Source organism: Micromonospora desertarenae (genome assembly GCF_056150265.1).
Genome location: NZ_JAXCFQ010000002.1, coordinates 448,086 through 474,069, shown reverse-complemented (window position 1 = coordinate 474,069; position 25,984 = coordinate 448,086). Strand labels below are relative to the sequence as shown.

Sequence of the window (25,984 nt, the reverse complement as noted above, 5' to 3'; positions counted from 1 at the left end):
CACCACCGTCAGGGGACGGTGACGGTGAACTCGGCGGTGCGTACCTCGCCGGCCACCTGGAAGTCGAGGTAGAGCCGGTACCGGCCGGGGCCGGGCGTGGTCAGCCAGAAGCGGACCGCCCCGTCGACCAGCTCCGGCTCCGGGTGCACGTGCAGGTAGCCGAGGTCCCCCTCACGCAGCGCCACCAGGTGCCCGTACGCCCCGAGGTAGCGCTCCAGCACGGGGGTGCTGCCGCCGGCGGCGGTGATCCGGAAGGTCAGCGGCACGGTCAGCCCGGCCTGCGGGGTGCCCGCGACGCCGACGGTGAACCCGTCGACGGTGGCGGAGGTGGCCGGCGCGGGCAGCGACCGCGGGGCGTAGTCGCCGGGCGCGACCAGGTCCACCCCGAGAGTCACCGGGACCTGCTGGCCGTCGTCGGCGACGGCGGTGAAGTCGGCGTACGCCCGCCAGACGCCGGCCTGCGGCAGGGTCAGCGGCACCGACCAGGTGCCGTCCGCCGCCATGCTCGGGTGCAGGTGCTGGTAGCCGGTCAGGTCCCGGCGGACCACGATCAGGTGCATCGGCTTCTCGTGCACCACCGCGAACCGGGTGACCGCCCGGCGCTGCGCGTCGCGCACCTGGAAGCGCAGTTCGCCTTCCCGGCCGGCGGTGAACTCCCCGCTCAGCGGGGTGAGCGTGTAGCCGGACGCGGTGACCGCCAGCCCGGCCGCCTCTGCCGCGGCACTCTGGTCGGCGCCGTGCTCGTGGGCTCCGGTGCCGGGGGCGTGGGTGTGGTCGGCGAGCGCGCTGTCCAGCCCGGTGCCGGCCGGCGGCCCGTCGCCGTTGATCCGGCCCAGCCCGAAGCCGAGCAGGACGGCCAGCACCAGCCCGCCGACCACCAGCGCCAGCCGGACGGTGCTCCCGTCGGGTCTGGCGAGGTCGCGCTCTGGCGTCGCCGGCGTACCGGGCTCGGTCATGGCGCCCACGCTACCGTCGTGACCAGCGACGATCGCCGGGTGGCGGCGCGGGGTGGCGACCGTCGCAATCCGTCCGGCCCGGGAACTTTCCGGCCGGTCGCGGCCGGCGTGCTGAGGCCAAGCCCGCGGCCGGTCACCGACCGCCCCGGGCGGGCCGGCTGGGGCCCCGAGCGGTTCCCCGCCGGCCAGCCCTCGGGCAGTCGGCGTCGGCGGCGCACGCAGCGGAGGTCCAGCAGCGGCCCACGCTGCGGGCGTGGCCCGCAGGTCGCTTCCCCGGGTGCCGGGGCTACGGGGTCGCCCGGGCCAGACCGGCGCAGGGATCCAGCTCGACCGCCCGCAGCGATCGCGGGCCACACCCCGAACCCACGAACGCCCGCCGCCGAGCCGGTCAGCCGGCGATGGCCAGGGCGAGCGGGAGCACGTCGGGGGCGCCGGCCCGGCGCAGTTCGCGGGCGGCCATGGTCATCGTCCAGCCGGAGTCGACCAGGTCGTCGACGAGCAACACCGGCCCGTCCAGCCCGGCCAAGGCTTCGGCCAGGTCGTCCGGCACGGTGATCGCGCCGTGCAGGGCGCGTACCCGCTGGGCGCTGTTGCCGCGCGGCCCGCCGGCCGGACCGGCCGCCGTCACCTGCCCGAGCAGCGGCAGCCGCCCGACCGCGGCGATCCGCTCGGCCAGCGAGCCGACCAGCCGGGGCCGGCGGCGCGAGCCGACCGCGACCACCCCGACCGGGCGGCGCGGCCAGGGGTCGTCGCCGTGCGCCCACGCCTTGAGCACCTCGACCACGGCGGCGGCCACGTCGTCCGGCACCGGCCCGTCGTCGGCCTCCGGCCCGACCAGGCCGCGCAGCCGCCCGCCCCAGCCCAGGTCGGAGAGGCGACCCACGGCCCGGCCGGGCAGCGCCTGCTCGCCGGGGGCGATCCGGCCCTTCAGCGGTACGCCGACCGCGTCCAGCCCGGTCGGCCAGAGCTTCTTCGGCGGTATCTCCACCCCGGGCCGGCCGAGGAAGGTCTGCGCGGCGGCCAGCGCGGCGTCGGACACCTCGGGCGGGAACAGCGGGCCGGCGCACCGGTCGCACCGGCCGCAGTCGCCCGCCCCGCTGTCGTCCAGGCACTCCCGCAGGTAGCGCATCCGGCAGTCGGGCGTGGTCGCGTACTCCCGCATGGCCTGCTGCTCGGCGGTGCGCGCGGCGGCGACGCGGCGCAACCGGGCCTCGTCGTAGACCCAGGGCTCGCCGGTGGCGAGCCAGCCGCCGCGGACCCGGCGGACCGCGCCGTCCACGTCGAGCACCTTGAGCATCAGCTCCAGGCGCGCCCGGCGCAGGTCGACGATCGGTTCCAGGGCCTGGGTGGAGAGCGGCCGGTCGGTGTGCAGCGCGGCCAGCACCGCGCGGACCTGCTCCTCCGGCGGGAAGGCGAGCGAGGCGAAGTAGCGCCAGATGGCGGCGTCCTCCGGGCCCGGCAGCAGCAGCACCTCGGCGTGCTCGACGGCCCGGCCGGCCCGACCGACCTGCTGGTAGTACGCGATCGGCGAGGGCGGCGCGCCGAGGTGCACCACGAAGCCGAGGTCCGGCTTGTCGAAGCCCATGCCCAGCGCGCTGGTGGCGACCAGCGCCTTGATCTTGTTGTCCAGCAGGTCCTGCTCGGCCGCCCGCCGGTCCGCGTCGTCGGCCTGCCCGGTGTACGCGGCGACCGGATAGCCGCGCGAGCGGAGGAACTCGGCGGTCTCCCCCGCCGCTGCCACGGTGAGCGTGTAGACGATGCCGGAGCCGGGCAGCCGGTCCAGGTGGTCGGCGAGCCAGGCCAGCCGGTGCGCCGGGCCGGGCAGCTCGACCACGCCGAGCCGCAGCGACTCCCGGTCCAGGGTGCCGCGCAGCACCAGCGCGTCGCCCAGCTGCTCGGCGACGTCGGCGGTGACCCGGGCGTTGGCGGTGGCGGTGGTGGCCAGCACCGGCGTGCCGTCGGGCAGGTTGCCGAGGAAGGTGCGCAGCCGCCGGTAGTCGGGCCGGAAGTCGTGCCCCCAGTCCGAGACGCAGTGCGCCTCGTCCACCACCAGCAGCCCGGTGGTCGCGGCCAGCCTCGGCAGCACGGTGTCCCGGAAGTCGGGGTTGTTCAGCCGCTCCGGGCTGATCAGCAGCACGTCGACCGCGCCGGCGTGGATCTCGGCGGTGATCTCGTCCCACTCGTCGAGGTTGGCGGAGTTGATGGTCCGGGCCCGGATGCCGGCCCGGGCGGCCGACTCGACCTGGTTGCGCATCAGCGCCAGCAGCGGCGAGACGATCACCGTCGGCCCGGTCCGCGGCCCGGCGGCGGGGCTGTCGGCGGTGGGGCCGTCGGTCTGCCGCAGCAGTGCGGTGGCCACGAAGTAGACCGCCGACTTGCCCCAGCCGGTGCGCTGCACGCAGAGCACCCGCCGCCGGTCGACCACCAGCGCCTCGATGGCCCGCCACTGGTCCTCGCGGAGCCGGGCGTGCTCGCCGGCCAGCCGCCGCAGCACCGCCTCGGCTCGTTCCCGTACCGCCGCCCGATCCTGGCTCATCCGGCATTTCTACCAGCGCCGGGTGACCGCACCCCGGTTCGCGCCGGAGGTTCCGGTCACGATCCGGCCGGCGGCGGCTCGGCCGCCGGGGCCGCCGGCGTCGGAGGGAGGAAGAACAGCAGCTCCCCCCTACCACTCACCACAGCCAACCGCTCACCCATCCCCCACCGCTCATCCCACGCCTCCCGCACCTCCCACGAACAGACCCCGTCGATCATGAAGTTAGCGTCACCGCCATCGGCGTGTCGCGCCGATAACTTCATGATCGACGGGGGCGGGCCCGGGGGCGGGGGGGGCGGGGGGGTTGGGTTAGGGGTGGGGGTGGAGGGTTTTGCGGAGGTGGGTTAGGCGGGGGGCGAGGCTGGCGAGGCCGCCGGGGAAGAAGTAGACGGCCAGGATGAAGACGGTGCCGAGGACGAAGAGCGGCTGGGAGAGCGGGCGGCTGAGGATCGCGGGCAGGGCGTCCACCGCGTCGCTGGTGCCGAAGGCGACCAGCCGGTGGTCCAGGTACATGTAGAGGATGCCGCCGAGCACCGGGCCCCACCGGGTGCCCGGCCCGCCGAGCACCACCATGACCAGCAGCGACAGGGTCAGTTCGGAGGAGGTGATGTGCGGCGAGGCACCGCCGACGATCAGGCAGTAGACCACCCCGCCGGCCGCCGCCAGCCCGCCGGCCAGGGTGAACGCGACCAGCTTGAACCGGTACGGGTCGAGCCCGAGCACCCCGACCCGCCGCTCGTCGTCGCGCAGGCCGGCGAGCACCCGCCCGGTCGGCGAGCCGCTCACCCGGTGCACCACGAAGATCACCACGACCAGGTACGCCAGCGCCAGCCAGTAGAGGTTGACCGTGTTGGCCACCCCGACCAGCGCCGGGGGCAGGCCGGAGACGTCCAGCGGTAGCCCCTCCTCGCCGCCGGTGAGCCCGCCGAAGTCCCGGGCCACCAGGATCGCGCCCACCTGGGCGAAGGCCAGCGTCACCATGGCGAACGCGATGCCGACCGTGCGCAGCGCGACGGCGCCGAGCAGCGCGGCGAGGATCGTGCCGCCGGTGATGGTCAGCACCGCGGCCTGCCACAGCGGCAGCCCGGCCTTGGTGACCAGGATGTCCGTGCCGTAGACACCGGCCGCGAAGTAGAGCGCGTGCCCGAAGGAGAGCATGCCGGTGCGGCCGAAGAGCAGGTCGTAGCCGGCCGCCAGGCCGCCGAAGACCAGGCACACGGCGAGCAGTTGCAGGGTGCCGGGCGAGTTCAGCGGGCCCTCGAAGATGCCCGGCAGGTGCACCGTCGAGTACGGCAGGATCAACGCCACCACCAGCGCGACCAGCGGCAGGAACGGGCGCACCCGGTGCCACCGGCCGGTGTCCGGCGTCAGTTCGGCGGGCACCGCCGCCGGCGGCGCCGGAACCTCGGGACTCTTGACCTCGGTCATGCCGTTGCCACCTTTCCGGCGATGCCCTGCGGGCGCAGCAGCAGCACCACGGCCAGCAGCGCGACCACGCAGATGTCGCCCAGCCCGGAGGTGCCGTAGTAGTTCACGAACTGTTGCAGCAGGCCCACCGCGACCGCCGCGTACGCGGACCCGACCACCGAGCCCATCCCGCCGATCACCACCACGATGAACGCGAAGATCAGCAGCGAGCCGCCCTGCCCCGGCGAGACGGTGCCGAAGTAGACGCCGCCGAGCGCGCCGGCCAGCGCCGCGGCCGCCCCGCCGATCGCGAAGACCAGGGTGAACGCCTTGCGCACGTCGATACCGAGCGCGGTCACCATCTCCCGGTTCTCCACCCCGGCCCGGATCACCAGGCCGTAGCGGGTCCAGCGGAGGAAGGCGAGGATCGCGCCGAGCACCACCACCGCGGCGATGATCAGCAGCAGGCCGCCGTTGGGCACCTGCGCGCCGAGGACCCCGGTCACCTGCCGGGTCCAGTCGGGGCGCGGGAACGGCCGGGCGTCCGCGCCCCAGGTGGCCTGGAGCAGCGCCACCCCGGCCAGCGACAGGCCGACGGTGACCAGCACCTGCTCGATGGTGCGCGAGTAGAGCGGCCGGATCAGCACCAGCTCGACCAGCACCGCCACCAGCGTGCCGGCGGCCACCCCGAAGGCGACCGCGAGCAGGAAGCCGAACCCGTCGCCGCCGGCGCCGGGCAGGTTGCCCGCCGCCCACCAGGTGGCGTACGCGCCGACGCCGAGGAACAGCCCGTGTGCGAAGTTGAGCACGTCGGCCAGGCCGAACACCAGCGAGAGCCCGGAGGCGACCAGGAAGTAGAGCGCGGCCAGGCCGAGCCCGGTCAGCGTCAGCAGGACGATCGTGTCCATCAGTGCCCGTCCTTCCCGCCGGCCGGCCCGCCGGACGCGGCCGGCGCGTGCCCCTCGGCGGAGCCCACGCCGAGCAACGACTTGGTCAGCGCGGTCTCCAGCAGCAACCGCTGCGCGTCCCCGGCCCAGGCCACCTGACCGGCGGCCAGCACCACGGCGTCGCGGGCGAGCCGCCGGACCACCGCCAGGTTCTGCTCGACGAGCAGCACCGGCACGGACTCGGCGACCCGTTCCAGCACCTCGGCCACCTCGGTCACCACCTTCGGGGCCAACCCCTTGGTCGGCTCGTCGACCAGCAGCAGCCGGTTGTCGTTGAGCAGCACCCGGCCGATGGCGAGCATCTGCTGCTGGCCACCGGAGAGCGAACCGGCCCGCTGCCGGCCCCGCCGGTCCAGCTCGGGGAAGAGCGCGTACACCTTGTCGTACGCCGGGGTGGTGCCGCGCCGTTCGGCGAGCCGCAGGTTCTCCGCCACGGTGAGCCCGGCGAAGACGCACCGGTCCTCGGGCACGTAGCCGAGCCCGCCGCGGACCAGCCGGTGGGTCGGCCGGGCCAGCAGGCTCTGCGCGCCCATCCGGATGGCACCGCGCACCTCCCCGCCGCGCGGGGTGAGCCCGACGATGGCGCGCAGGGTGGTGGTCTTGCCGACGCCGTTGCGGCCGAGCAGCACGGTGACGCCGGTCGGGGCGACGGTGAACGACACCCCCTGGAGGATGTGCAGCCCGGCGATCCGGACCGACAGGTTCTCCACCTCGAGAATGGGTTCCATCTACAGTGACTCCCCCAGGTAGGCCTCTTGCACGGTGGGGTTGGCCATCACCGTCTCCGGGGTGTCGCAGGCGAGCAGCGCGCCGTGGTGCATCACCGCGATCCGGTCGGCCAGCTCCAGGATCACGTCCATGTGGTGCTCCACCATCAGCACCGACCGGCCGCTGTCGCCGGTCAACGACCGGATCACCGCGACCAGTTCCGGCACGTCCTCGGCGCTGACCCCGGCCATCGGCTCGTCGAGCAGCATCACCCGCGGCTCGCCGGCCAGCAGCAGCGCGATCTCCAGCTTGCGCTTCTCGCCGTGGGCCAGCGTGCCGGCGAGCGCCGTACCCCGGTGGGCGAGGCCGACGCGGTCCAGCGCCGCGTCGGCGGCGGCGGCCACCTCCCGGTCGGCCGCCGCCCGCCGCCACAGCTTCATCGAGCCCCCGCGGTGCGCCTGTACGGCGAGCCGCACGTTCTCCCGCACGCTGAGCGAGCCGAAGACCGAGGACGCCTGGAAGGTACGGCCCAGTCCGAGACGGGCCCGCCGGTGCGGCGGCAGGGACGAGATGTCCTGCCCGTCGAGGGTGACCCGTCCCTCCGTGGCCCGGCGCAGGCCGGTGATCAGGTTGAACAGTGAGGTCTTGCCGGCGCCGTTCGGCCCGATGACGCCGAGGAACTCCCCGGGCGCCAGGTCGAGGTAGACGCCGTCGACGATGGCGACCTCACCGATCCGCCAGGTCAGACCGCGGGTGGCGAGCATGGTTCAGCCCTTCATCGCCACGGCCGGCGGCGCGCTCTCGTCGCCGGTGAGGCTCTTCTGCGCGGTGGCCGTGAAGGTGGTGCCGCTGCCGGTCAGCTTGGCCTGGAACATCGGCTGGAGCAGGGCGTGGTCCTCGGCGCGGATGGTCATCTTGCCCTTCACGCCGTCGAAGCTCCAGCCCTCCAGCGCGGTGACCATCTTCTCGACGTCGTCGCCGCCCTCCTGCACGGCGCGGACGACCATCTGCGCGGCGGCGAAGCCGTCCGGGTGGAACAGGTCGAGGGTGCCGCCCGGGATCTTGGCCTTGGCGGCCTTGGTGGCCTCGTTGTCGGTGGCCCCGTCGAAGTAGTGCGACAGGAACGAGATCTTGCTGCCGGCCGCGCCGAAGGTGGGCCAACTGGCGCGGATGTCCAGGCCGGTGACGACGGTGGTGGAGGAGAGCACACCCTGCTGGTCGAGGGTCTGCCACATGGCCGGGGCGGTGGTGCCGGCCCAGGCGACGAAGAGCAGGTCCGGCTTGGCGGCCTTGATCTGGCTGGCGAACGGGGTGAACTCGGTGGCGCTGGCCGGGGCCCGGACGCTGCTGACGGTCGCGCCGGCGCCGCCGATGACGGTCTTCACGGCCGCCTCGTTGGCGTCGCCGAAGGCGCCGTCCTGGGCGAAGACCACGACCTTCTTGCCGGCCGGGTCGCCGATGAACGACTTGGCGGTCAGCACGTCCTGGTACGACTGCCGCCCGGACCGGAAGGTGTACTTGTTCGCGCCGGTCACCGCGTCGGTCGCGGCCGGCCCGGAGATGAAGAGCACCTTGTTCTGCGCGGCGATCGGCGCGACCTGGAGGGCCACCCCGGACGCCGTCGAACCCGCGATGATCTTGTGTCCCTTGCCGATCAGGTCCTTGGCCGCGGAGACCGCCTTCGCCGGGTCGCCGGCGTCGTCGACCTCGGTGATCTCGATGGACCGGTCGCCGACCTTGTTGGTGCCCTTGGTGGCGAAGTCGAGGCCGGCCTTGAACCCCTCGATGTACTGCTTGCCGTAGCTGGCCAGCGCTCCCGACTGGGAGTAGACCAGGCCAACCTTGACCGGGGCGGCGCTGTCGCCGCCACCGGAGGCGGTGTCCTGCGGGCTGCCACAGGCCGTGGCGGCGAGCGCCGCGGCCATCATCGTGGCGGTGGACAGGAACACCCGCCGCGTCGTCCGGACCGTCATTGCGACTCCACGTGAGGACTCGGAGGGAAGGGAACTCGTTTGTCGGCTCACGCTAGAAGTGACGTCACGCACGGGCTATGTGGCCGAAACACACAAGTAACAGGGGTGGGATGGCCGACCGTAACAGCCTCCGACCTGCGGCGGTGACGGCGTACCGGCGCGATGGGCGCGGCAGCCGTGGCCGAAACCGGGCATGTGTCGCACCCCGCCACCGCCCCCCGCCGAACGCGGTACGCCGCCGACCCGTCCCGCGGCCCGGCCGGTGGCCGACGCAGGACCGCCCACCACTCTCGGGTGCCCGCACGGCGACCTCGCGGGCACCCCGGCCCGCACTCGATAACGTCCTGTCGAGCTGCCCCTACAGACGGGGCATCCTCGGGCCACCCTGGTCCGGACCCGGCGAGGCAGCACGATCATGCTCGATCGATGTTGTGGTGGCTTCCCACCGCACCCGAGGCCACTACAACAAGGAAACAGCGCGATCTTCGCGGGTGCCCCCGCCGCGCCGCCCAGACGGGACGCGCCGTCGGGAGTCCCAGGCGGGACGCTCCGGCGGGAGGCCCCCGGCGGGACACCCCCGGCAGGACGCCCCGACACCCCCGGCGGGACGCCCCGGCGGTGGTCCGGTGCGTGGGGCAGCTCGTAAGCGTCCCCGGGCACCTGTCGCCGCCGCGGGAATGGGTCAGCTCACGAACGGCTGACCGGTTGTCACGAATCGCCGCCCTGCCCGGTCGTAGGTGCTTGACTGCGGCGTGAGGTGCCGCGGCAGGAAGGGAAGAGATCGATCATGAAGATCGTCGTCATCGGCGGCAGCGGACTCATCGGCAGCAAGGTGGTGGCCATCCTGGAGGGGCAGGGCCACGAGGTGGTCGCCGCGTCCCCCAAGACCGGCGTCAACACCCTGACCGGTGAGGGCGTCAGGGAGGCGCTGGCCGGCGCGGACGTCGTCGTCGACGTGTCCAACTCGCCGTCGTTCGAGGACTCGGCGGTGCTGGACTTCTTCCAGACCTCCACCCGCACCCTCCTGGCCGCCGGGGCCGAGGCCGGCGTCGGCCACTACGTGGCGCTGTCCATCGTCAACTGCGACCGCATCCCGGACAGCGGTTACATGCGGGCGAAGGTCGCCCAGGAGAAGCTGGTGACCTCCGCCGACATCCCGTACTCGATCGTGCGGGCCACGCAGTTCATCGAGTTCGTCCCGGGCATCGTCGCGGCCGGGGCCGACGGGGACACCGTCCACCTCTCCCCGGCGCTCATCCAGCCGATCGCGGCCGACGACGTCGCGGCGACGGTCGCCGAGGTCAGCCTCGGCGACCCGGTGAACGGCATCGTCGAGGTCGGCGGCCCGGAACAGTTCCGGCTCGACGAACTCGGCCGCGACACCCTGGCCGCCCAGGGGGAGGCCAGGGAGGTGGTCACCGACCCGGAGGCCCGGTACTTCGGCGCGCGGCTTCAGGAGCGCTCGCTGGTGACCTCCGACGGGGCGCGGAAGGGCACGACGACGGTGGCGCAGTGGCGCCAGCGGGCCGGCCAGCGGGCGTAACCCCGCGGTGGTGCGCACGCGGTGGGCCCGCCTCCCCGCGCCGGCCCACCGCGGCGCCCGCTACGTTGGGCGCATGGTGAGCGGTCGGGCGGACGCCGACGGCGCCGCGCCCGCACCCGGACGCCCGGCCGTGACGGCGGACGACCTCACCGAGTTCCTCGCCATCCGCCCGCGCCTGTTCGGCATCGCCTACCGGATGCTGGCCAGCGTGACCGAGGCCGAGGACGTCGTGCAGGACGCCTGGCTGCGCTGGCAGGGGACGGACCGCCGGAAGGTCGACAACCCGGCCGCCTTCTTGACCACCACGACCACCCGGCTGGCCGTCAACGCCGCCGGCTCGGCGCGGGCCCGCCGCGAACGGTACGTGGGGCCGTGGCTGCCGGAGCCGGTGGACACCAGCGCGGACCCGACGCTCGGCGCCGAACGCGCGGAGGCGCTGGACGCCGCCGTCCTGCTGCTGCTGGAGCGGCTCACCCCGACCGAGCGCGCCGCGTACGTGCTGCGGGAGGCCTTCGACTACTCGCACCGCGAGATCGCCGGGGTCCTCGACACCACCGAGGCGAACGCACGGCAGCTGGTCAGCCGGGCCCGCCGGCACCTCGCGACGCGACGGACCGCACCGGCGTCCCGGGCCGAGCGGCGGCGGCTGGTCGAGACGTTCGTCGCGGCGGCCCGGGACGGGGACCTGGCCCGGCTGGAACGGCTGCTCGCCGACGAAGTGGTCGCCCGCTCGGACGGCGGCGGCCGGGTACCCGCCGCGCGCAAGGACGTCAGCGGGCCCGCCCGGGTCACCAACCTGCTGGACAACGTCTGGCGCAAGTACTGGCGTGCGTCGACCTTCCGGATCGTCGAGGCCAACGGCGAACCGGCGCTGCTGGTGGCGGACGCCGACGGCAGGCCGGAGGCCGTGGTCGCCCTGGACGCCACCGACCGGCGGATCTCCCAGCTGCTGATCATGGTCAATCCGGACAAGCTGCGGGGGTTCGCCGGCTGAGCACGGCGCCGGCCCGCCACCGTGGCACGGTGACGGGCCGGCGGGCGGTCCGGGTCAGCGCTGGCCGAGTCCGGCGCGGGCGGCGACGGCGGTGTCCGGGTGGTCGGCGAAGACCCCGTCCAGGCCCAGGCCGAGGAAGAGTTCGTACTCGGCCTGGATGTCGCCCCGGGCGTTCGGGTCGGTGCCGATCCGGAAGTCCGCCGGCAGGAACTGGTTCTCGGCGCGGAACGTCCAGGCGTGCACCACCAGCCGTTCCCGGTGCGCGTCCCGGACCAGGGTGGTCGGGGCGAGCAGCTTCCCGGCGGCGTCGCGCGGCACGATCAGGTTCTTGTTCGCCCCGACGCCGTCGGCGTACCGGGCGATCCACGCCAGGCCGGCCGGCTTCGCCAGGTCCTGGTAGGTGCGGGTGTCACCGGCGACGGTGAAGTCGTACGGGCGGCCGCTGGCGTCGAGCAGCTGGGCGAGCCGGACGTCGATCATCCGGTCCAGCTTGCGCAGGTTGGCGGTCTCGAAGGACTGCACGATCACCGGCGAGTTCTTCCGGGTCAGCCGGTTCGCCCGGAGCACCCGCACCAGCGGCTCCTCCAGCGGCAGCCCGATCGAGGCGAAGTAGCTGGGGTGCTTGGTCTCCGGGTAGACGCCGATGGTGCGGCCCCGTGCCCGCCCCTCGGTTCGGGCGAGGTCGATGACCTCCTGGAGCGTGGGCACCTCGAACCGGCCGTCGAAGGCGGTGTTGGCCACCCGTACCTGCGGCAGCCGCTCCTTGGCCCGCAGCGTCTTCAGCTCGGCGAGGGTGAAGTCCTCGGTGAACCAGCCGGTCACCCGGGTGCCGTCGATGGTCTTCGTGGTCCGGCGGGCGGCGAACTCCGGGCGGGCGGCCACGTCGGTGGTACCCGAGATCTCGTTCTCGTGCCGGGCCACCAGCACCCCGTCCGAGGTGGAGACCAGGTCCGGCTCGATGAAGTCGGCGCCCTGCCGGATGGCCAGCCGGTACGCCTCCAGGGTGTGCTCGGGCCGGTAGCCGCTGGCCCCGCGGTGGGCGATCACCAGCGGGCGGCCGCCGGCCTTCTCGCTGCCCGTCGCCGGACCGGCCGCCGGACCGGCCGCCGCGCCGGTGGTGGGCACGGCCACCACGGCCGCGAGCAGGGCGCCGGCCAGGCCGAGGGCGGAAAGGGTACGTCGCAACGCCGTCTCCTGTCGTCGTCGAGGAACGCCCTCAGCAGACCGGTCCGGGTTGTCCGGCAGTTGGTCGACGACTGGCCGACAGGTGAACCCTCCGGGATACCGGTTTCGACACCCCGATCCGGGCGGAACAGGAAGATTGTCTGGTGCGCCGGTTTCTTCGTCACCCCGTACGGCTGGTGCCGTTCGGTTTCCTGGCGACGATCCTGCTCGGCACCGGCCTGCTGATGCTGCCCTGGGCGACCACCGAGCACCGGTACACCCCGTTCATGACCGCGCTGTTCACCGCGACCTCGGCGGTGTCGGTGACCGGCATGGCGGTGGTCGACACCCCGAACTACTGGACCGAGTTCGGCCTCGTGATGATCACCGTGCTGACCCAGGTCGGCGGGATCGGCATCGTCACCGGGGCCACCCTGGTCATCCTGGTGGTGGCCCGGCGCCTCGGGCTGCGCAACCGGCTGCTGGTGCAGGCCGAGACCCAGGAGTTCGGGTTCGGCGACGTCCGCCGGCTGCTCATGCGCATCGCCGCCACCTCGCTGATCTGCGAGGCGGTGATCGCGACGATCCTCACCGTCCGGCTCGCGGTCAGCTACGACTACCCGCTGGGCCGGGCGCTCTGGCACGGCGTCTTCCACGCCGTGCAGGGCTTCAACAACGGCGGGTTCGCGCTCTACTCCGACAACCTGGTCGGGTTCGCCACCGACGCCTGGGTCACCCTGCCGCTGGCCGTCGGCGCGATCATCGGCGGGCTCGGTTTCCCCGCGCTGTTCGAGGCGGTCCGGGAGTGGCGCGAACCGGACCGCTGGGCGGTGGGCACCAAGCTGACCGTCTGGGGCAGCCTGGTGCTGCTCCTGGTCGGCTTCCTCGCCCTGCTCGTGGTGGAGTGGGGCAACCCGCGCACCCTGGGCCCGTTCAGCTGGCCGGACAAGCTGCTCGCGGCGTTCACCCAGGACGCGTTCGTCCGCACCGGCGGGTTCAACGTGGTCGACACCAGCGGCCTCGGCGAGGAGACGTACCCCACCCTCGTCGCGCTGATGTTCATCGGCGGGGGCAGCGCCAGCACCGCCGGCGGGATCAAGGTGACCACGTTTTTCCTGCTCGCGTTCGTGATCTGGGCGGAGCTGCGCGGCGAGCCGGACGTGACGATCGGGCACCGCCGGGTGGCCACCGCCAGCCAGCGGCAGGCGATCACCGTGGCGCTGATCAGCGTCGCGCTGGTGGTGGTCGGCACGGTGGGGCTGATCGTGATCACCGAGGGGGTCCCGTTCTACGCCGCGCTGTTCGAGGTGACCTCGGCGTTCACCACCACCGGGCTCTCCGTCGGCGTCGCCCCCACGCTGCCGGAGAGCGGCCAGCTCGCCCTCATCGCCCTGATGTACATCGGCCGCGTCGGGCCGCTCACCCTCGGGTCGGCGATCGCCCTGAACACCCGGCGACGGCTCTACCGCTACCCGGAGGAGCAACCCATTGTCGGCTGACAGCAGCAACGACGGCGGCATCCTGGTGATCGGGCTGGGCCGGTTCGGCGGCTACCTGGCCGAGTCGCTGACCCAGCTCGGCCACGAGGTGCTCGCCGTCGACCGCAATCCCGATCTCGTGCAGCGCTGGTCCGACCAGCTCGACCGGGTGGTGCAGGCCGACGCCACCGAGGAGGACGCGCTGCGCCAGCTCGGCGCGTCCGACTTCCAGAGCGCGGTGGTCGCCATCGGCGCCTCGGTCGAGGCGAGCGTGCTCGCCGTGCTGGCCCTGGTGGAACTCGGCGGGCCGCAGGTGTGGGCCCGGGCCACGTCCACCAAGCACGCCAAGATCCTGGCCTCGGTGGGCGCGCACCACGTGATCTTCCCGGAGGCGGAGACCGGTGAGCGGGTGGCCCACCTGATCGTCAGCAAGATGCTCAACTTCATCGAGTTCGGCGAGGACTTCGCCATCGCCAAGGTACGCGCGCCGGAGAGCCTCGCCGGCCGGTCACTGGCCGAGGTCCGGCCGGCCGAGCGGCACGGGGTACGCGTGGTCGGGGTGCAACTGCCGGGCGAGCGGTTCCACTACGCCACCGACGACACCGTGGTGCTGCCGGGCAGCACGCTGATCGTCGAGGGGAGCATCGATCAGGTGCAGCGCTTCGCCGCGCTGACCTGAGTCACCTACCCTTGCCGCCCTCCCCCTTGCCCTTGCCTAGTTTCGTCCTTTTCCCGGACCACCGCCCTCTCCCTTGCCCTTGCCCTTGCCCGCACCGCGGTCGTCGGTCTTCGCCGTGCTGCCGCCGCCGGTCCTGGTGCTGGTGACCTTCTTCTTCGGCGGGGCCTTGGTCGCCGCGGGCTTGGGGGCCGTGCTGGGCACCGCGCCGGCCACACCGGACACCCGCACCCCGCAGGTCTCCTCGCCGATGCGGAACTCCACCGGCAGCGGGTTCGCCCCGGTGTGCCGGCCGGTCAGGGTGAGCTTCTCGGCCGCACCGGGCGCCAGCGCGGTCCGCTGCGGCGCCGGCCGCACGGTCACCGTGCTGCCCTGCTGGCTCACCGGCGCGGGCACCGCCTTCGTCACGGTCTGCTGGCCGGGGAAGGTGAAGCTCATCGTCCAGTCCCGCAGTTCCCGGTCACCGGTGTTGGTGAGGGTCAGCTCGGCGGTGAAGTCCTTGCCGGTGTCGGCGCGCAGCGCGTACGCCACCTGGCAGGAGGCGGGCTTCTCCACCCCCATCCGGGCCGGCGTGGGCTCCTCGACGCCGCCGCTGGCCGGGCTGCGCGAGGTCAGCCCCCACAGCGACGCGGTCACCGCGACCAGGCCGGCGGCGGCCACCCCGGCCTCCACCCGCCGGCGCCGGGCCACCGCCCGGCGGTTGCGGGTACGCGAGAACGGCAGCGCGTCGGTCGCCGCCGACCAGGGCAGGATGGTGGTGCCGGCGCTGGCCAGCGCGGCCGGGTCGGCCGGCGCGGCCGCCGGGGAGACCGGCACCGCCGGGATCATGCCGGCCGCCTCGGCGAGGGTGGCGGCCACCTCGGCGGTGGCCGGCCGGTCCTCCGGGCGCTTGGCCAGGCAGCGGCGCACCAGGTCGGCCACCTCGTCGGCCAGCCCCGGCACCGGCGGCATCGGCTCGGGGTCGTTGTACATGTGCGCGCGCAGCATCTCGGTGGTGGTGCTGGCCTGCCAGGGCAGCCGGCCGGTGAGCATCCGGTAGAGCAGCAGGCCGACCGCGTACACGTCGGTGGCCGGCGAGACCTGGCCGTTGTCCAGCCGCTCCGGCGCCAGGTACGCGGGCGTGCCGAGCAGCGCCCCGTCCGGACCCTTCTCGCTCTCCCCGACCAGCGCCGAGATGCCGAAGTCGACCACCTTCACCCCGGTGGGGGTCAGCATCACGTTGCCCGGGGTCACGTCGCGGTGCACCACCCCGCGGGCGTGCGCGGTGGCCAGTGCCGAGGCGACCTCGGCGCCGATCGTCACCGCCTCCCGCCAGGGCAGCTGCCCGCCGCGGCGCAGCCGGCCGCTCAGCGACTCCCCGTCGATCAGCTCCATCACCACGTACGGCACGGTGAGCCCGACCTGCTCGGACTCGCCGTAGTCGTACACGTTGGTGATGTTGGGGTGGCAGAGCCGCGCGGCGGCCTGCGCCTCGATCCGGATCCGGTGCCGGAACGCGCGGTCGCTGGCGAGCCGGGAGGCGAGCACCTTGACCGCCACCTGCCGGCCGAGCACCTCGTCGTAGCCGCGCCAGACCACTGACATGCCACCCGCGCCGAGCTGCTCGATCAGCCGGTACCGCTCACCGAGCAGTTGCGCGCCCTTCTGGACCCCACCCATGGTCAGCGTTGTTGCCCCGGCGGGCCCGGACTACACCTCCACGGTCGGAATCGGTCAGTGATGTCACCCGTTCAGGCGGTGGCGAGCAGTTGGTCCACCGGGGCGTAGTCGTCGGTGAGCACCAGCGCGTCGCCGACGAACGCGGCCAGCTCCGCGCCGGACAGCAGGTTCGTCGCCTCGTCGAGGGTGTCCAGCCGGGCCCGCACCGCGTCCAGCGGCAGCGGGGCGTCGGAGGCCACGATGAGGAAGTTGGACCCCTGCTCGCCGGCGAACGCGGCCGGCGGGGCGATCACCGCGACGTGCCGGAACTCGGCGGCGACGGTGGCCAGTTCGCTGCGGATGAAGCGCAGCGGCGGGTAGTCGATGACGTTCTGCACGTAGACGCCGCCCGGGCGGGTCACCCGGCGGATCTCCGCGGCCATCTCCCGGGTGGCCAGGTGCCAGGGCACCACCAGGTGCCCGAAGGCGTCGCCGACCACCAGGTCGCGGCTGTCGCCCGGCTCGCCGGCGACCAGCATCCGGGCGTCCCCCACCACCGCGCGCAGCGCCGGCCCCTGGCGTACGCCCAGCTCGCGCTCGCCCAGCTCGACCAGCCCGCCGTCGATCTCGAAGACCACGTTGTCGGTGCCCGGCCGGGTCGCGGTCAGGTAGCCCGGCACGGTGAACCCGCCGCCACCCAGGTGCAGCGCGTCCAGCCGTTGCCCGGGCGGCGCCACCACGTCGGCCACCGCCCCGATCCACTGGGTGTACGCGTACTCCAGGTGGGTCGGGTCGGCGAGGTCCACGTAGGAGTGCTGGGCCGAGTTGAGCAGCAGGGTCCGTCCGCTGCCGCGGTCCGGGTCGGCCTCGACCCGGGCGCAGTGGTACGCCGTCTCGATGTCGCACGGGTTCGGGGCGACGGTGGTCAGCCCCGCCCCGACCAGGCCGAGCACGGCCAGCGCGGCCCTGGCCCGGGCCGGGCCCGGCGTGGCGGTGCGGTCCCGGCGGCGCAGCCACACCCCGAGGGCGAGCCCGGTGATCCCGAGCGCGGCGGCCAGGGCGAACAGGATGACCGTGCTGGGCAGGGCGGCGACCAGCACGAAGCCGGTGCCCAGGGTGGCCGTGATGCCGCCCAGCGTGCCGATGCCGGAGAGCCGGCCGACCACCTGCCCGGTGCGCCGCAGGTCGGCCAGTTGCAGCTTGACCACCAGCGGGGTGACCGCGGCCAGCAGCGCCGCCGGCACGAAGACGGCGAGCGCGACCAGCAGCAGGATGGCCGTCGCCGCGCCGCCGCGCAGCACCTCGCCCGCGTACCGGACCACCGGCAGGGTCACCGCGGTGGCGATCCCGGCCAGCACCAGCGCCGGGGCCAGCAGGGTGCGCGGGTTCCGCCGGTCGGCCAGCCAGCCGCCGGACCACGCCCCGTACGCGATGGCGGCCAGCGCGATGCCGATCACCGAGCTGGTCACCTGGAGGGTCACCCCGACGTACGGACCGACCAGGCGCAGCGCGACCGTCTCCAGCACCAGGACGGCGCCGCTGGAGAAGAAGACCAGGAACGCGGCGAGGCCGTTGGGCAGGGCCCGGCCGGTGGCCGGCTCGGGCTGCGCGGGCGGTACCGCGACATCGGGCGATGGGGAGTTCACCGTCGCGATGGTACGCAGCGAACCTGGCGCTCCGGGTCAGTACATCGAGAGATGAACATGGTTCGTATGGTCGGCGGCCGGACTGCCGCCACCGCTGTACGAGCGCCAGCCGGTGCCGGGATGCCAGATCTGCCGGTACCAGATCACGTAGAGCACGCCGAGCCGGCTGGCGTTGCGCACGTGCCAGGCGGCCAGGCTGTCCCCGTACGCCTTGTCCCCGCCGGTCGCGGTCCGGTCCTCGAACCCGCCGGCGGCGGCGGAGAAGTCGCAGGCCCGGCCCTTCGGATGCTCGCCGGAGCCGCCGCTGCGGTAGCAGGAGACGTAACGCTTGTAGCCGGCCGCCTTGGTCTGCTGGAGGGCGTTGAGCGTGCGCGGCGTGATGCAGCCGGAGGTGGTCGGGTCGTTCACCGAGCAGGACTCCGACGGCCAGGAGCCGTCCGGGTTCCGGGGCGCCGGCTTCGCCGAGGTCGAGTTGGCCCCGCTGAAGCCGCCGCTGCCACCGCCGCTGACCGCGGCCAGCGCGGCCTCGGCCTCCTTCTTCTTCTTGGCCATGATGGCGAGCTGCTTCTGCTGCTCGCGGACCTCGGTGTCGAGGGCGATCTTCGCCTGCTGCGCCTGCTGGCGCGCCTCGGCCAGCTCGCGCAGCCGCTTGCCGTCGCGCTGCGCCATCAGGTCCAGGTTCGCCGCCCGCTCCAGGAACGCCACCGGCGAGGCGCTGTTGAGCAGCATCGACGCCGGGGTGAGCCGGCCCACCCGGTAGGACTGCGCGGCCACCTCGGCGACCTGCTCGGTCAGGTCGCCCAGCCGCGCCTCCAGCCCGGTCAGCTCCCCGACCAGCTCCTTCTGCCGGCGCTTGGAGTTGTCGAGCTTCGCCTTGGCCTCGAGGTGGGCCTTCGCGGTGGCCTCCAGGGCGTCCCGGAGCTTCTTGGTGCCGCCCTCGTTCGGCTCCGCGTACGCGGGCACGGCGCCCAGGCCGAACACCAGCGCGACGGCGGCGAGCAGGGCGATCAGCGGGCGGCGGCCACGACGCCCGGCGGGCATGGTCCTGGGCACGACAGCATCCTTCCGTCAGCCGCCGGCCCTCGTGGTACCGCTGCGCGGCGGCGGTCGCCGCCGGCGCCGGTCGGCGGCCTGCTGGCGGAGACCGGCGGTCAGGATACCGGACCACCGAGCCCTGACCAGCCCCCCGCGCCCCGGCGCCCCGCATCATCGACCCGCCGTGCCCACCCCCTCACCCACCGCTCTCCCGAGCCCCTTCGGGGCGGCCTTCCCGCGCCGGGAGGCCACTCTCCCCGCACGGGCGCGGCTCCTGTGGGCGGGACGGTCAGGGGGTGAGGAGGGCGTCGCGGACCTCGGTCCAGATCTCCTCGTTGGCGGCGACGAGCAGGCCGTGGCCCTCGTCCGCCGGGTGGTAGTCGGTGCCGTCGAAGCGCCGGGCCACCCCGCCGGCCGCCCGGACCAGCAGGGTGCCCGGCCCGTGGTCCCACGGCAGGGTCCGCCAGAAGAGCACGAACTGCTGGTCGCCGAGGAGGATGTCCAGGTACTCCCGGCCGGCGCAGTGCTGCCCGGGGAGCAGCTCGCCGAAGCGGGCGGCGCCGGTGTCGACGCTGGCCCGGGACGCCGGCGGCAGGAACCGGGTCATCGCCGCGCCGCGCAGCTCGCCGACCGGCGGTGCCGACGAGGTGGTACGCACCGGCCGCCCGTCGAGCCAGGCGCCCTCCCCCATCCGGGCGCTGGCCAGCGTGTCGGCGAGCGGGTCGAGCACCCACGCGGCGGCCGGCTCGCCGTCGGTCAGCAGGGCCACCATCAGCGCGAACGGCCGCCGGCCGGCGGCGAAGTTCGAGGTGCCGTCGACCGGGTCGACCAGCCAGACGTCGCCCGACCCGCGCAGGTGGCGCAGCAGGCCCGGGTCGTCGGCCACCGCCTCCTCGCCGACCACCACCGAGCCCGGACGCAACCGGCGCAGGGCCGCCGAGATCACCTCCTCGGCCCGCCGGTCGGCGACGGTGACGATCTCGCCGGGCGCCTTCTCGGCCACGTCGGCGTCGTCCAGCTTGCGGAACAGGGGCAGCACGACCTGGTCGGCGGTCTCGCGCAGCAGCCCACCGACGTCGTCGAGCAGGGTGTCAGCCACGCGGCGGCAGCTTCACCACGCTGACGAAGAACTCGTCGATCTGCCGGACCACCGAGATGAACCGCTCGAAGTCCACCGGCTTGGTCACGTACGCGTTGGCGTGCAGCTGGTAGCTGCGCAGGATGTCCTCGTCGGCCTGCGAGGTGGTCAGCACCACCACCGGGATCCGGCAGAGCTGCTCGTCCTTCTTGATCTCCTCGAGCACCTCCCGGCCGTCCCGCTTGGGCAGGTTCAGGTCGAGCAGGACCAGGTCGGGGGTGACCGCGTCCGCGTACTGGCCCTCGCGGCGCAGGTAGGCCAGCGCCTCGGCGCCGTCGGAGACGACGGTCAGCCGGTTGCGGAGCTTGTGCTCCTCGAACGCCTCCTGGGTCATCAACACGTCACCCGGGTCGTCCTCGACGAGCAGGACCTCGATCGGGCTCTTGCCGTCTGCCGGCGCGGTCATCCCACGGTCTCCTTCATGCCACCCGTTCTACCCTCGTCCGGCGCGCCCGGGGGGCCGTCCGCCGTCTGCGCTTCCTCGGCCCGTCCGGCCTGCTCGGGCACCGCCTCGCCGGCCTCCGCCGTCGGCTCGCCCGCCGGCTCCTCCGCGCTCTCCGCGCCGTCCGCCGTCCCGGCGTCCTCGGTTGCCGCGGCGGCCGCCGCGACGTCCTCGGGCAGCGCGGGGAGGGTGAACCGGATCGCCGTCCCCTCGGGCACGTCGGTGTCCACCCAGACCCGGCCGCCGTGGTACTCGACGATCTTCTTGACGATCGCCAGGCCGATCCCGGTGCCCGGGTACGCGTCCTTGGCGTGCAGCCGCTGGAAGATGACGAAGATCTTGTCGGCGAACTCCGGCTCGATCCCGATGCCGTTGTCCTGGCAGGTGATCTCCCACTCGTCGCCGACCAGGCGGGCCGAGATGTGCACCCGGGGTCGCACGTCGGGACGGCGGAACTTGATCGAGTTGCTGACCAGGTTGGCCAGCAGGTTAGTCAGCAGCGGCTCCTCGCCGCGGATCACCGGCAGCTCGGACCAGGTCAGTTCGGCGTCGGCGTACTGCCGGGCCGCCTCGGTCTGCCCGGCCACGTCGCCCATCACCTTGTTCAGGTCGACCTCGGTGAAGCCGGCGGTGAGCCGGCCGATCCGGGAGAAGGCCAGCAGGTCGTTGATCAGGCGCTGCATCCGCTGCGCGCCGTCGACCGCGAAGGCGATGTACTGGTCGGCCCGCTCGTCGAGCTGCCCGGCGTAGCGGCGCTGGAGCAGCTGGCAGAAGCTGGCCACCTTGCGCAGCGGCTCCTGCAGGTCGTGCGAGGCCACGTACGCGAACTGCTCCAGGTCACGGTTGGACCGGGTCAGCTCCTCGGCCTGCTTCTGCAGCTGGCTGTTGACCCACTCGATGCGTTCCCGGGCCTCGCGTACCTCGGCCAGGTCCTTGGCGATCTTCCGCCGCATCGCGTCCACGTCGTCGGCGAGGCGGCGGAACTCCGGCGGGCCGGCGCCGGTGATGCCGTGCTGGTAGTCGCCCTCGGCGACCTCGCGCACCTGGTCGGCGAGCGCGGTCAGCGGGCGGACCACCATCCGGTCCAGCGACAGCAGCAGCACCGCACCGGTGACCACCACCACCAGCGCGGCGACGATCAGCAGGACGACCAGCAGGTTGCCGGTCCGCTGCACGTCCCGGGCACTCTTCTCCCGGGCGGCGACGATCTCGTCCTGGAGCGCGTTGACCGCCGCCCGGACCTGGTCGAACTGCTGGCGGGCCTGGTCGGTGACCAGCGCCTGGCCGGCGTCGGTGCCCTGCTGCTCGGTCGTGGCGATCACCGGCAGGGCGACCGACTGCCGCCACTGCTCGGCCCGGCTCTCGACCTGGCGCAGCTCCTGCCGGATCTCCGGGTAGTCGTCCAGCAGCCGCTCCATCGAGGCGACCCGGTCCCGCTCCAGCCGCAGCCCCTCGTCGTACGGGCCCAGGTCGGCCCGGTCGCCGCTGACCGCGAAGCCACGCACCGCCGTCTCCTGGTCCAGCAGCGCGTTGAGCAACTCCTGCGCCTGCACCCGCAGCGGGGCCGTCTTGTTCAGCACCGCGTCGGTCTTGGCCCGGTTCTGGGTGGCCACGAACGCCTCGGCCACGGCCAGGCCGACCAGCAGCAGGCCGACCACCGCGAGCAGCGTGACGACCCGCTGGCGCAGGGTCCAGCTGGAGGTCCCCCTGGTCACCGGCCACCACCCCGGCTGAGCAGCAGCATGGCGACGTCGTCGGCGAGCGGGCCGCCGTTGAGCTGCTCGGCCCGCCCGACCAGCCAGGCCGGCAGCTCGGGCAGCGGCACCTGCCGGCTGGCCGGCTCCGCGAGCAGGTCGTTCAGGCCGGGCACGTCGAGGCGCTCGTCGCCCTCGCCGATCCGGCCCTCGATCAGGCCGTCGGTGTACATCAACAGGGACCAGTCATCGGCGTCGAACTCCAGGTCGTAGGCGACCGGCCGGCGCGGCCGTACGCCCAGCAGCAGGCCGCCGGGGGCGGGAACCGGGGCGACCCGGCCCCGGGAGAGCAGCAGCGGCGGCGGATGGCCGGCCAGCCGCACGGTGGCCCGGTTGGCGTCCAGGTGCAGCCGGGCGGTGGCCACGGTCGCGAAGATCTCCTGCAACCGGCGCTCGCTCATCAGCACCTGCTCCAGCGCCGGCAGCACCTCGTCGTCGGGCACGCCGGCGAGGATCAGGGCCCGCCAGGCCACCCGGAGTTCGACGCCGAGCGCCGCCTCGTCGGCGCCGTGCCCGCAGACGTCGCCGACGATCAGGTCGAGCCGGTCGGGGCGGGTCTGCACCACGTCGTAGAAGTCGCCGCCGATCAGCGCGGCGTGCCGGCCCGGCCGGTAGAAGGCGTGCACCGCGACCTGGTCGGTGGTCATCAGCGGCTGCGGCAGCAGGCCGCGCTCCAGCCGGGCCGACTCGGCCTGGCGCAGCTCCACCTCGCGCAGCCGGCGGGCGTTCTCGTCGGCCCGCTTGCGCTCCACCGCGTAGCGCAGCGCGCGGGTCAGCAGCACCCCGTCGACCTGCCCCTTGACCAGGTAGTCCTGCGCTCCCTCGGCGACCGCGACGATGCCCAGGTGCTCGTCGGAGCGGCCGGTCAGCACACAGACCGCGGCGCCGCTGGCCATGTCCAGCACCTGCCGGAGCCCGTCCAGCCCCTGCGCGTCGGGCAGGCCGAGGTCGAGCAGGACGCAGTCCACGCCCATCACCCGTTGCCGGGCCTCGCTCAGGCTGGTCGCGACGAGCAGGTCGATCATCGAGTTGGTCTCCGCGAGCAACTCGCCGACGAGGAAGGCGTCCCCCTCGTCGTCCTCGACCAGCAGCACCCGCAGCCGCTCGCCGGGCGGCAGGTTGGGGTGCCGTCCCAGGCCGCCGTGCGGGTACGGCACGACGGGGGAACCGGCCAGACCGGTCCCCCGGTACGGCCGGGTCACCGCCGCGAGACGCGGGAGTTCGCTGGTGATGTCGGGCTCCTTCCGAGTGCCCTGCTGATCCTGTATTAGACAACGGTCGCACACAACACGACGGACCCGGCGCGGGGCGGGATGGGACGGATCACTACCCGTTGCCGGACAAACCGGATCTGGGCCGGATCTGCCGGTGCCACCGGCGGCCAACGGGGTGCAGGATGATGCCCACCCTGGTCCCACCCCGAGGAGTCCCCGTGGGCGCACCCCCCACCCCCGCGGCCGAGCACGCGCCGGCCCGCCCCGGCGCGCCCGTGCTCGCCGCCGACCGGACGTTCGCCCGGCCCCGCCGCCGGTTGCTCGCCGCCGCGGCGGCCCTGGTCGCGCTGCTCGCCGTCGGCGCCGGCACCCTGCTCGACCTGCGCACCCCGGCGCCGCGCCCGGCCGACGCGCCGCCCGGGGAGTTCAGCGCGGCGCGGGCGTACGAGAACGTGAAGGTCATCGCGGCCCGGCCGCACGTGGCCGGCAGCCCGGCCAACGACCAGGTCCGCGCCCACGTCGAGGGGGTGCTGCGCGGGCTCGGCCTGGAGACCGAGGTGCAGGACACCGTCGCGCCGGAGGCCGGACAGCTCAGCGGCGCGGCCGGCGGCGCCACCCTGGCCCGGGTACGCAACGTGGTGGCCCGGCTGCCCGGCACCGACCCGACCGGCCGGGTCTTCCTGGTCGCCCACTACGACTCGGTGCAGACCGGCCCCGGCGGCAACGACGACGCCGCCGGCACCTCCACCATCCTGGAGGTGGCCCGGGCGCTCGCCACCGGCCCGCGACCGCGCAACGACATCGTCTTCGTGCTCACCGACGCCGAGGAGGCGTGCCTCTGCGGCGCCGCGGCCTTCGCCGCCAGCCACCCGCTGGCCGCCGACGGCGGGGTGGTGCTCAACCTGGAGGCCCGCGGCTCCACCGGGCCGGTGATCATGTTCGAGACGTCCCGGAACAACGCGGAGCTGGTGGACGTCTTCGGGCGGGCCGCGCCGCACCCGGTCGGCACCTCGTTCGCCGTGGAGATCTACCGGGCGCTGCCCAACGACACCGACTTCACCGCGTTCCTGGACCAGGACTTCCTCGGGCTGAACTCGGCGTACATCGACGGCGGGGCGATCTACCACACGCCGCTGGACACCCCGGCCGCGCTGGACCGGGCGAGCCTCCAGCACCACGGGGACAACGCACTCGGCCTGGCCCGCGAGTTCGGCCGGGTCGACCTGGGCACGCTGCGCGCCGGCCAGGACGCCACCTACTTCCCGGTGCCCGGCGGGCTGGTCCACTACCCCGGCTGGCTGACCCCGCCGCTGGCCCTGGTCGCGCTGGCCGCGGTGGTCGCGCTCGGCTGGCTCACCCGCCGCCGCGGCCGGGCCACCGGGAAGAAGCTGGCCGCCGGGTTCGCGCTGGCGCTGGTGCCGATCGTGGCCGCCCCGGTGGCCGCCCAACTGCTCTGGGCGGCGGTCACCGCGATCCGGCCGGGCTACGCCGAGCTGCTCGACCCGTACCGGCCGGCCTGGTACCGGCTGGCCGTGGTGGCGCTGGCCGTCGCCATCCTGTTCGCCTGGTACGCACTGACCCGCCGCCGGATCGGCCCGGCCGCGCTGGCGGTCGGCGCGCTGGGCTGGCTGGCCCTGCTCGGGGTGCTGCTCGCCGTGCTGGTGCCCGGTGGGGCGTACCTGCTCACCCTGCCGGCCCTGGCCGGCGCGCTCGGCGGGCTGGTGGCGCTGGCCACCCGGCTCGACGGCCCGTGGCCGGTGGTCGCGGTGACGGCGGCCGGCGCGGTGTCCGTGGTGATCCTGCTTCCGACGGTGGTGCTGCTCTTCCCGGCGCTCGGCATGGCGATGGGCGGGGTGGCCGCGCTGGTCGCGGTGCTGCTCGGCTTGGCCGCGCTGCCGGTGGTGGACCTGCTGCACCCGCAGGCCGGCGGCCAGCGCGGCCTGGTCGCGCTGCGCGCCCGCCGGCTCGGCGCGCTGCCGGCCGGAGCCGCCGCGCTCGCCGCGGTGGTGTTCGCCGGGGTCGGGCTCGCCGTCGACCGGTTCGACGCCGCGCACCCCGCGCCCACCCACCTGATGTACGCCCTGGACGCCGGCACCGGCCAGGCCCGCTGGCTCAGCCACGAGGCCGACCCGCAGCCCTGGACCGGCCAGTACGTGGACGGTCCGGTCTCCGTGGCCGACGACTTCCCCGGCCTGGGCGACGGCGAGCTGCTCGGCGGCCCGGCGCAGGCGGCGAACCTGCCCGCCCCGAAACTGGACGTGCTCGCCGACAACACCGCCAGCGGCGAGCGCACGCTGCGGCTGCGGCTCACCCCGCAACGCCCGGTCCGGCTGGCCAGCCTGCACGTGGACTCGGCGACGGCGACAGTGCTGCGCGCCGAGGTGGCCGGCCGCTCGGTGCCGGTCGAGGCGCGGGACGGGAAGTGGGGCTTCGGCGTGGTCTTCCACGCCCCGCCCGCCGAGGGCATCGAGGTGACGCTGACCGTGGCGCCCAAGGCCGAGCGGGTGGAGCTGCGCGCGATGGACGCCAGCGACGGCCTGGACGCGCTGCCCGGCTTCCGGCCCCGTCCGGCGGACGTCGGGGTGGTCGGATCGCACAGCTCGGAGATGCTCGCGGTCGCCCGCACCTATCCGCTCTGACCGGCACCGGGAGTGGCCGTCGCACCCGTGGCCACTCCCGCCCGGCGGCATCCGCCGCCTTGACGCCCGTCGGTCACCACGCTACGAGGAAGGACC

General features: G+C 74.2%; 20 protein-coding genes. 5 read left to right on the top strand and 15 right to left on the bottom strand.

What is annotated here, in order from left to right; all coding sequences use genetic code 11:
- Positions 1-8: 8 nt before the first annotated feature.
- The 7 genes from SM577_RS05210 to SM577_RS05180 form a co-directional block, all read right to left on the bottom strand.
- Positions 9-956 (bottom strand): hypothetical protein, encoded by a 948-nt coding sequence (locus tag SM577_RS05210; RefSeq protein ID WP_302919584.1) that lies wholly within the window; start codon positions 954-956, stop codon positions 9-11.
- Positions 957-1,344: 388 nt separating this feature from the next.
- Complete coding sequence (locus SM577_RS05205; protein ID WP_474586411.1) at positions 1,345-3,492, bottom strand: DEAD/DEAH box helicase; 2,148 nt, start codon at positions 3,490-3,492, stop codon at positions 1,345-1,347.
- 309 nt (positions 3,493-3,801) lie between these two features.
- On the bottom strand, positions 3,802-4,920 hold the full coding sequence (locus SM577_RS05200) for a branched-chain amino acid ABC transporter permease (protein ID WP_302919588.1): 1,119 nt from the start codon (positions 4,918-4,920) through the stop codon (positions 3,802-3,804).
- On the bottom strand, positions 4,917-5,807 hold the full coding sequence (locus SM577_RS05195; protein WP_302919589.1) for a branched-chain amino acid ABC transporter permease: 891 nt from the start codon (positions 5,805-5,807) through the stop codon (positions 4,917-4,919). Before SM577_RS05195 ends, SM577_RS05200 begins: the two co-directional genes overlap by 4 nt.
- On the bottom strand, positions 5,807-6,574 hold the full coding sequence (locus tag SM577_RS05190; RefSeq protein ID WP_474586410.1) for an ABC transporter ATP-binding protein: 768 nt from the start codon (positions 6,572-6,574) through the stop codon (positions 5,807-5,809). Before SM577_RS05190 ends, SM577_RS05195 begins: the two co-directional genes overlap by 1 nt.
- Positions 6,575-7,318 (bottom strand): ABC transporter ATP-binding protein, encoded by a 744-nt coding sequence (locus tag SM577_RS05185; RefSeq protein WP_302919591.1) that lies wholly within the window; start codon positions 7,316-7,318, stop codon positions 6,575-6,577.
- A 3-nt stretch (positions 7,319-7,321) separates the two neighbouring features.
- Positions 7,322-8,527, bottom strand: a complete 1,206-nt coding sequence (locus SM577_RS05180) for a substrate-binding domain-containing protein (protein ID WP_109906123.1) — start codon at positions 8,525-8,527, stop codon at positions 7,322-7,324.
- Positions 8,528-9,314: 787 nt separating this feature from the next.
- On the opposite strand from SM577_RS05180, the gene SM577_RS05175 reads away from it, so the two are divergent.
- A complete protein-coding gene (locus SM577_RS05175; protein ID WP_474586409.1) occupies positions 9,315-10,070 on the top strand; it encodes an SDR family oxidoreductase in 756 nt (251 codons plus the stop codon).
- Between the two features lie 73 nt (positions 10,071-10,143).
- Entirely contained in the window at positions 10,144-11,064 is a 921-nt protein-coding gene (locus SM577_RS05170; RefSeq protein WP_474586408.1) for an RNA polymerase sigma-70 factor, read from the top strand.
- Positions 11,065-11,118: 54 nt separating this feature from the next.
- On the opposite strand, the gene SM577_RS05165 is transcribed toward SM577_RS05170, so the two are convergent.
- A complete protein-coding gene (locus SM577_RS05165; RefSeq protein ID WP_474586407.1) occupies positions 11,119-12,249 on the bottom strand; it encodes a glycerophosphodiester phosphodiesterase in 1,131 nt (376 codons plus the stop codon).
- Positions 12,250-12,392: 143 nt separating this feature from the next.
- Between SM577_RS05165 and SM577_RS05160 the strand changes: the two genes are divergently transcribed.
- Positions 12,393-13,727, top strand: a complete 1,335-nt coding sequence (locus tag SM577_RS05160; RefSeq protein WP_302919595.1) for a TrkH family potassium uptake protein — start codon at positions 12,393-12,395, stop codon at positions 13,725-13,727.
- Positions 13,728-13,752: 25 nt separating this feature from the next.
- Positions 13,753-14,385: a potassium channel family protein gene (locus tag SM577_RS05155; RefSeq protein ID WP_474581506.1), complete on the top strand. Its 633-nt coding sequence runs from the start codon at positions 13,753-13,755 to the stop codon at positions 14,383-14,385.
- A gap of 36 nt (positions 14,386-14,421) precedes the next feature.
- Here SM577_RS05155 and SM577_RS05150 read toward each other — a convergent pair whose 3' ends face one another.
- From SM577_RS05150 to SM577_RS05120, 7 genes are all read right to left on the bottom strand, one after another.
- Positions 14,422-16,041 (bottom strand): serine/threonine-protein kinase, encoded by a 1,620-nt coding sequence (locus SM577_RS05150; RefSeq protein WP_474586406.1) that lies wholly within the window; start codon positions 16,039-16,041, stop codon positions 14,422-14,424.
- Positions 16,042-16,112: 71 nt separating this feature from the next.
- Positions 16,113-17,666, bottom strand: a complete 1,554-nt coding sequence (locus SM577_RS05145; RefSeq protein ID WP_474586405.1) for a fused MFS/spermidine synthase — start codon at positions 17,664-17,666, stop codon at positions 16,113-16,115.
- Between the two features lie 36 nt (positions 17,667-17,702).
- The gene (locus SM577_RS05140; RefSeq protein WP_474581505.1) at positions 17,703-18,707 is read right to left on the bottom strand and encodes a coiled-coil domain-containing protein; all 1,005 of its coding nucleotides are present in this window, start codon (positions 18,705-18,707) and stop codon (positions 17,703-17,705) included.
- Between the two features lie 283 nt (positions 18,708-18,990).
- Positions 18,991-19,800 (bottom strand): inositol monophosphatase family protein, encoded by an 810-nt coding sequence (locus SM577_RS05135; RefSeq protein ID WP_474586404.1) that lies wholly within the window; start codon positions 19,798-19,800, stop codon positions 18,991-18,993.
- On the bottom strand, positions 19,793-20,245 hold the full coding sequence (locus SM577_RS05130) for a response regulator (protein ID WP_109947086.1): 453 nt from the start codon (positions 20,243-20,245) through the stop codon (positions 19,793-19,795). Before SM577_RS05130 ends, SM577_RS05135 begins: the two co-directional genes overlap by 8 nt.
- Entirely contained in the window at positions 20,242-21,996 is a 1,755-nt protein-coding gene (locus SM577_RS05125) for a sensor histidine kinase (protein ID WP_474586403.1), read from the bottom strand. Before SM577_RS05125 ends, SM577_RS05130 begins: the two co-directional genes overlap by 4 nt.
- Positions 21,993-23,192 carry a PP2C family protein-serine/threonine phosphatase gene (locus SM577_RS05120; RefSeq protein WP_302919601.1) on the bottom strand — a complete coding sequence of 400 codons (1,200 nt, stop codon included), beginning with the start codon at positions 23,190-23,192 and terminating at the stop codon, positions 21,993-21,995. The genes SM577_RS05125 and SM577_RS05120 overlap by 4 nt, the downstream gene beginning before the upstream one ends.
- A 275-nt stretch (positions 23,193-23,467) precedes the next feature.
- Between SM577_RS05120 and SM577_RS05115 the strand changes: the two genes are divergently transcribed.
- Positions 23,468-25,888 carry a M28 family peptidase gene (locus SM577_RS05115; protein ID WP_474586402.1) on the top strand — a complete coding sequence of 807 codons (2,421 nt, stop codon included), beginning with the start codon at positions 23,468-23,470 and terminating at the stop codon, positions 25,886-25,888.
- Positions 25,889-25,984 lie beyond the last annotated feature (96 nt).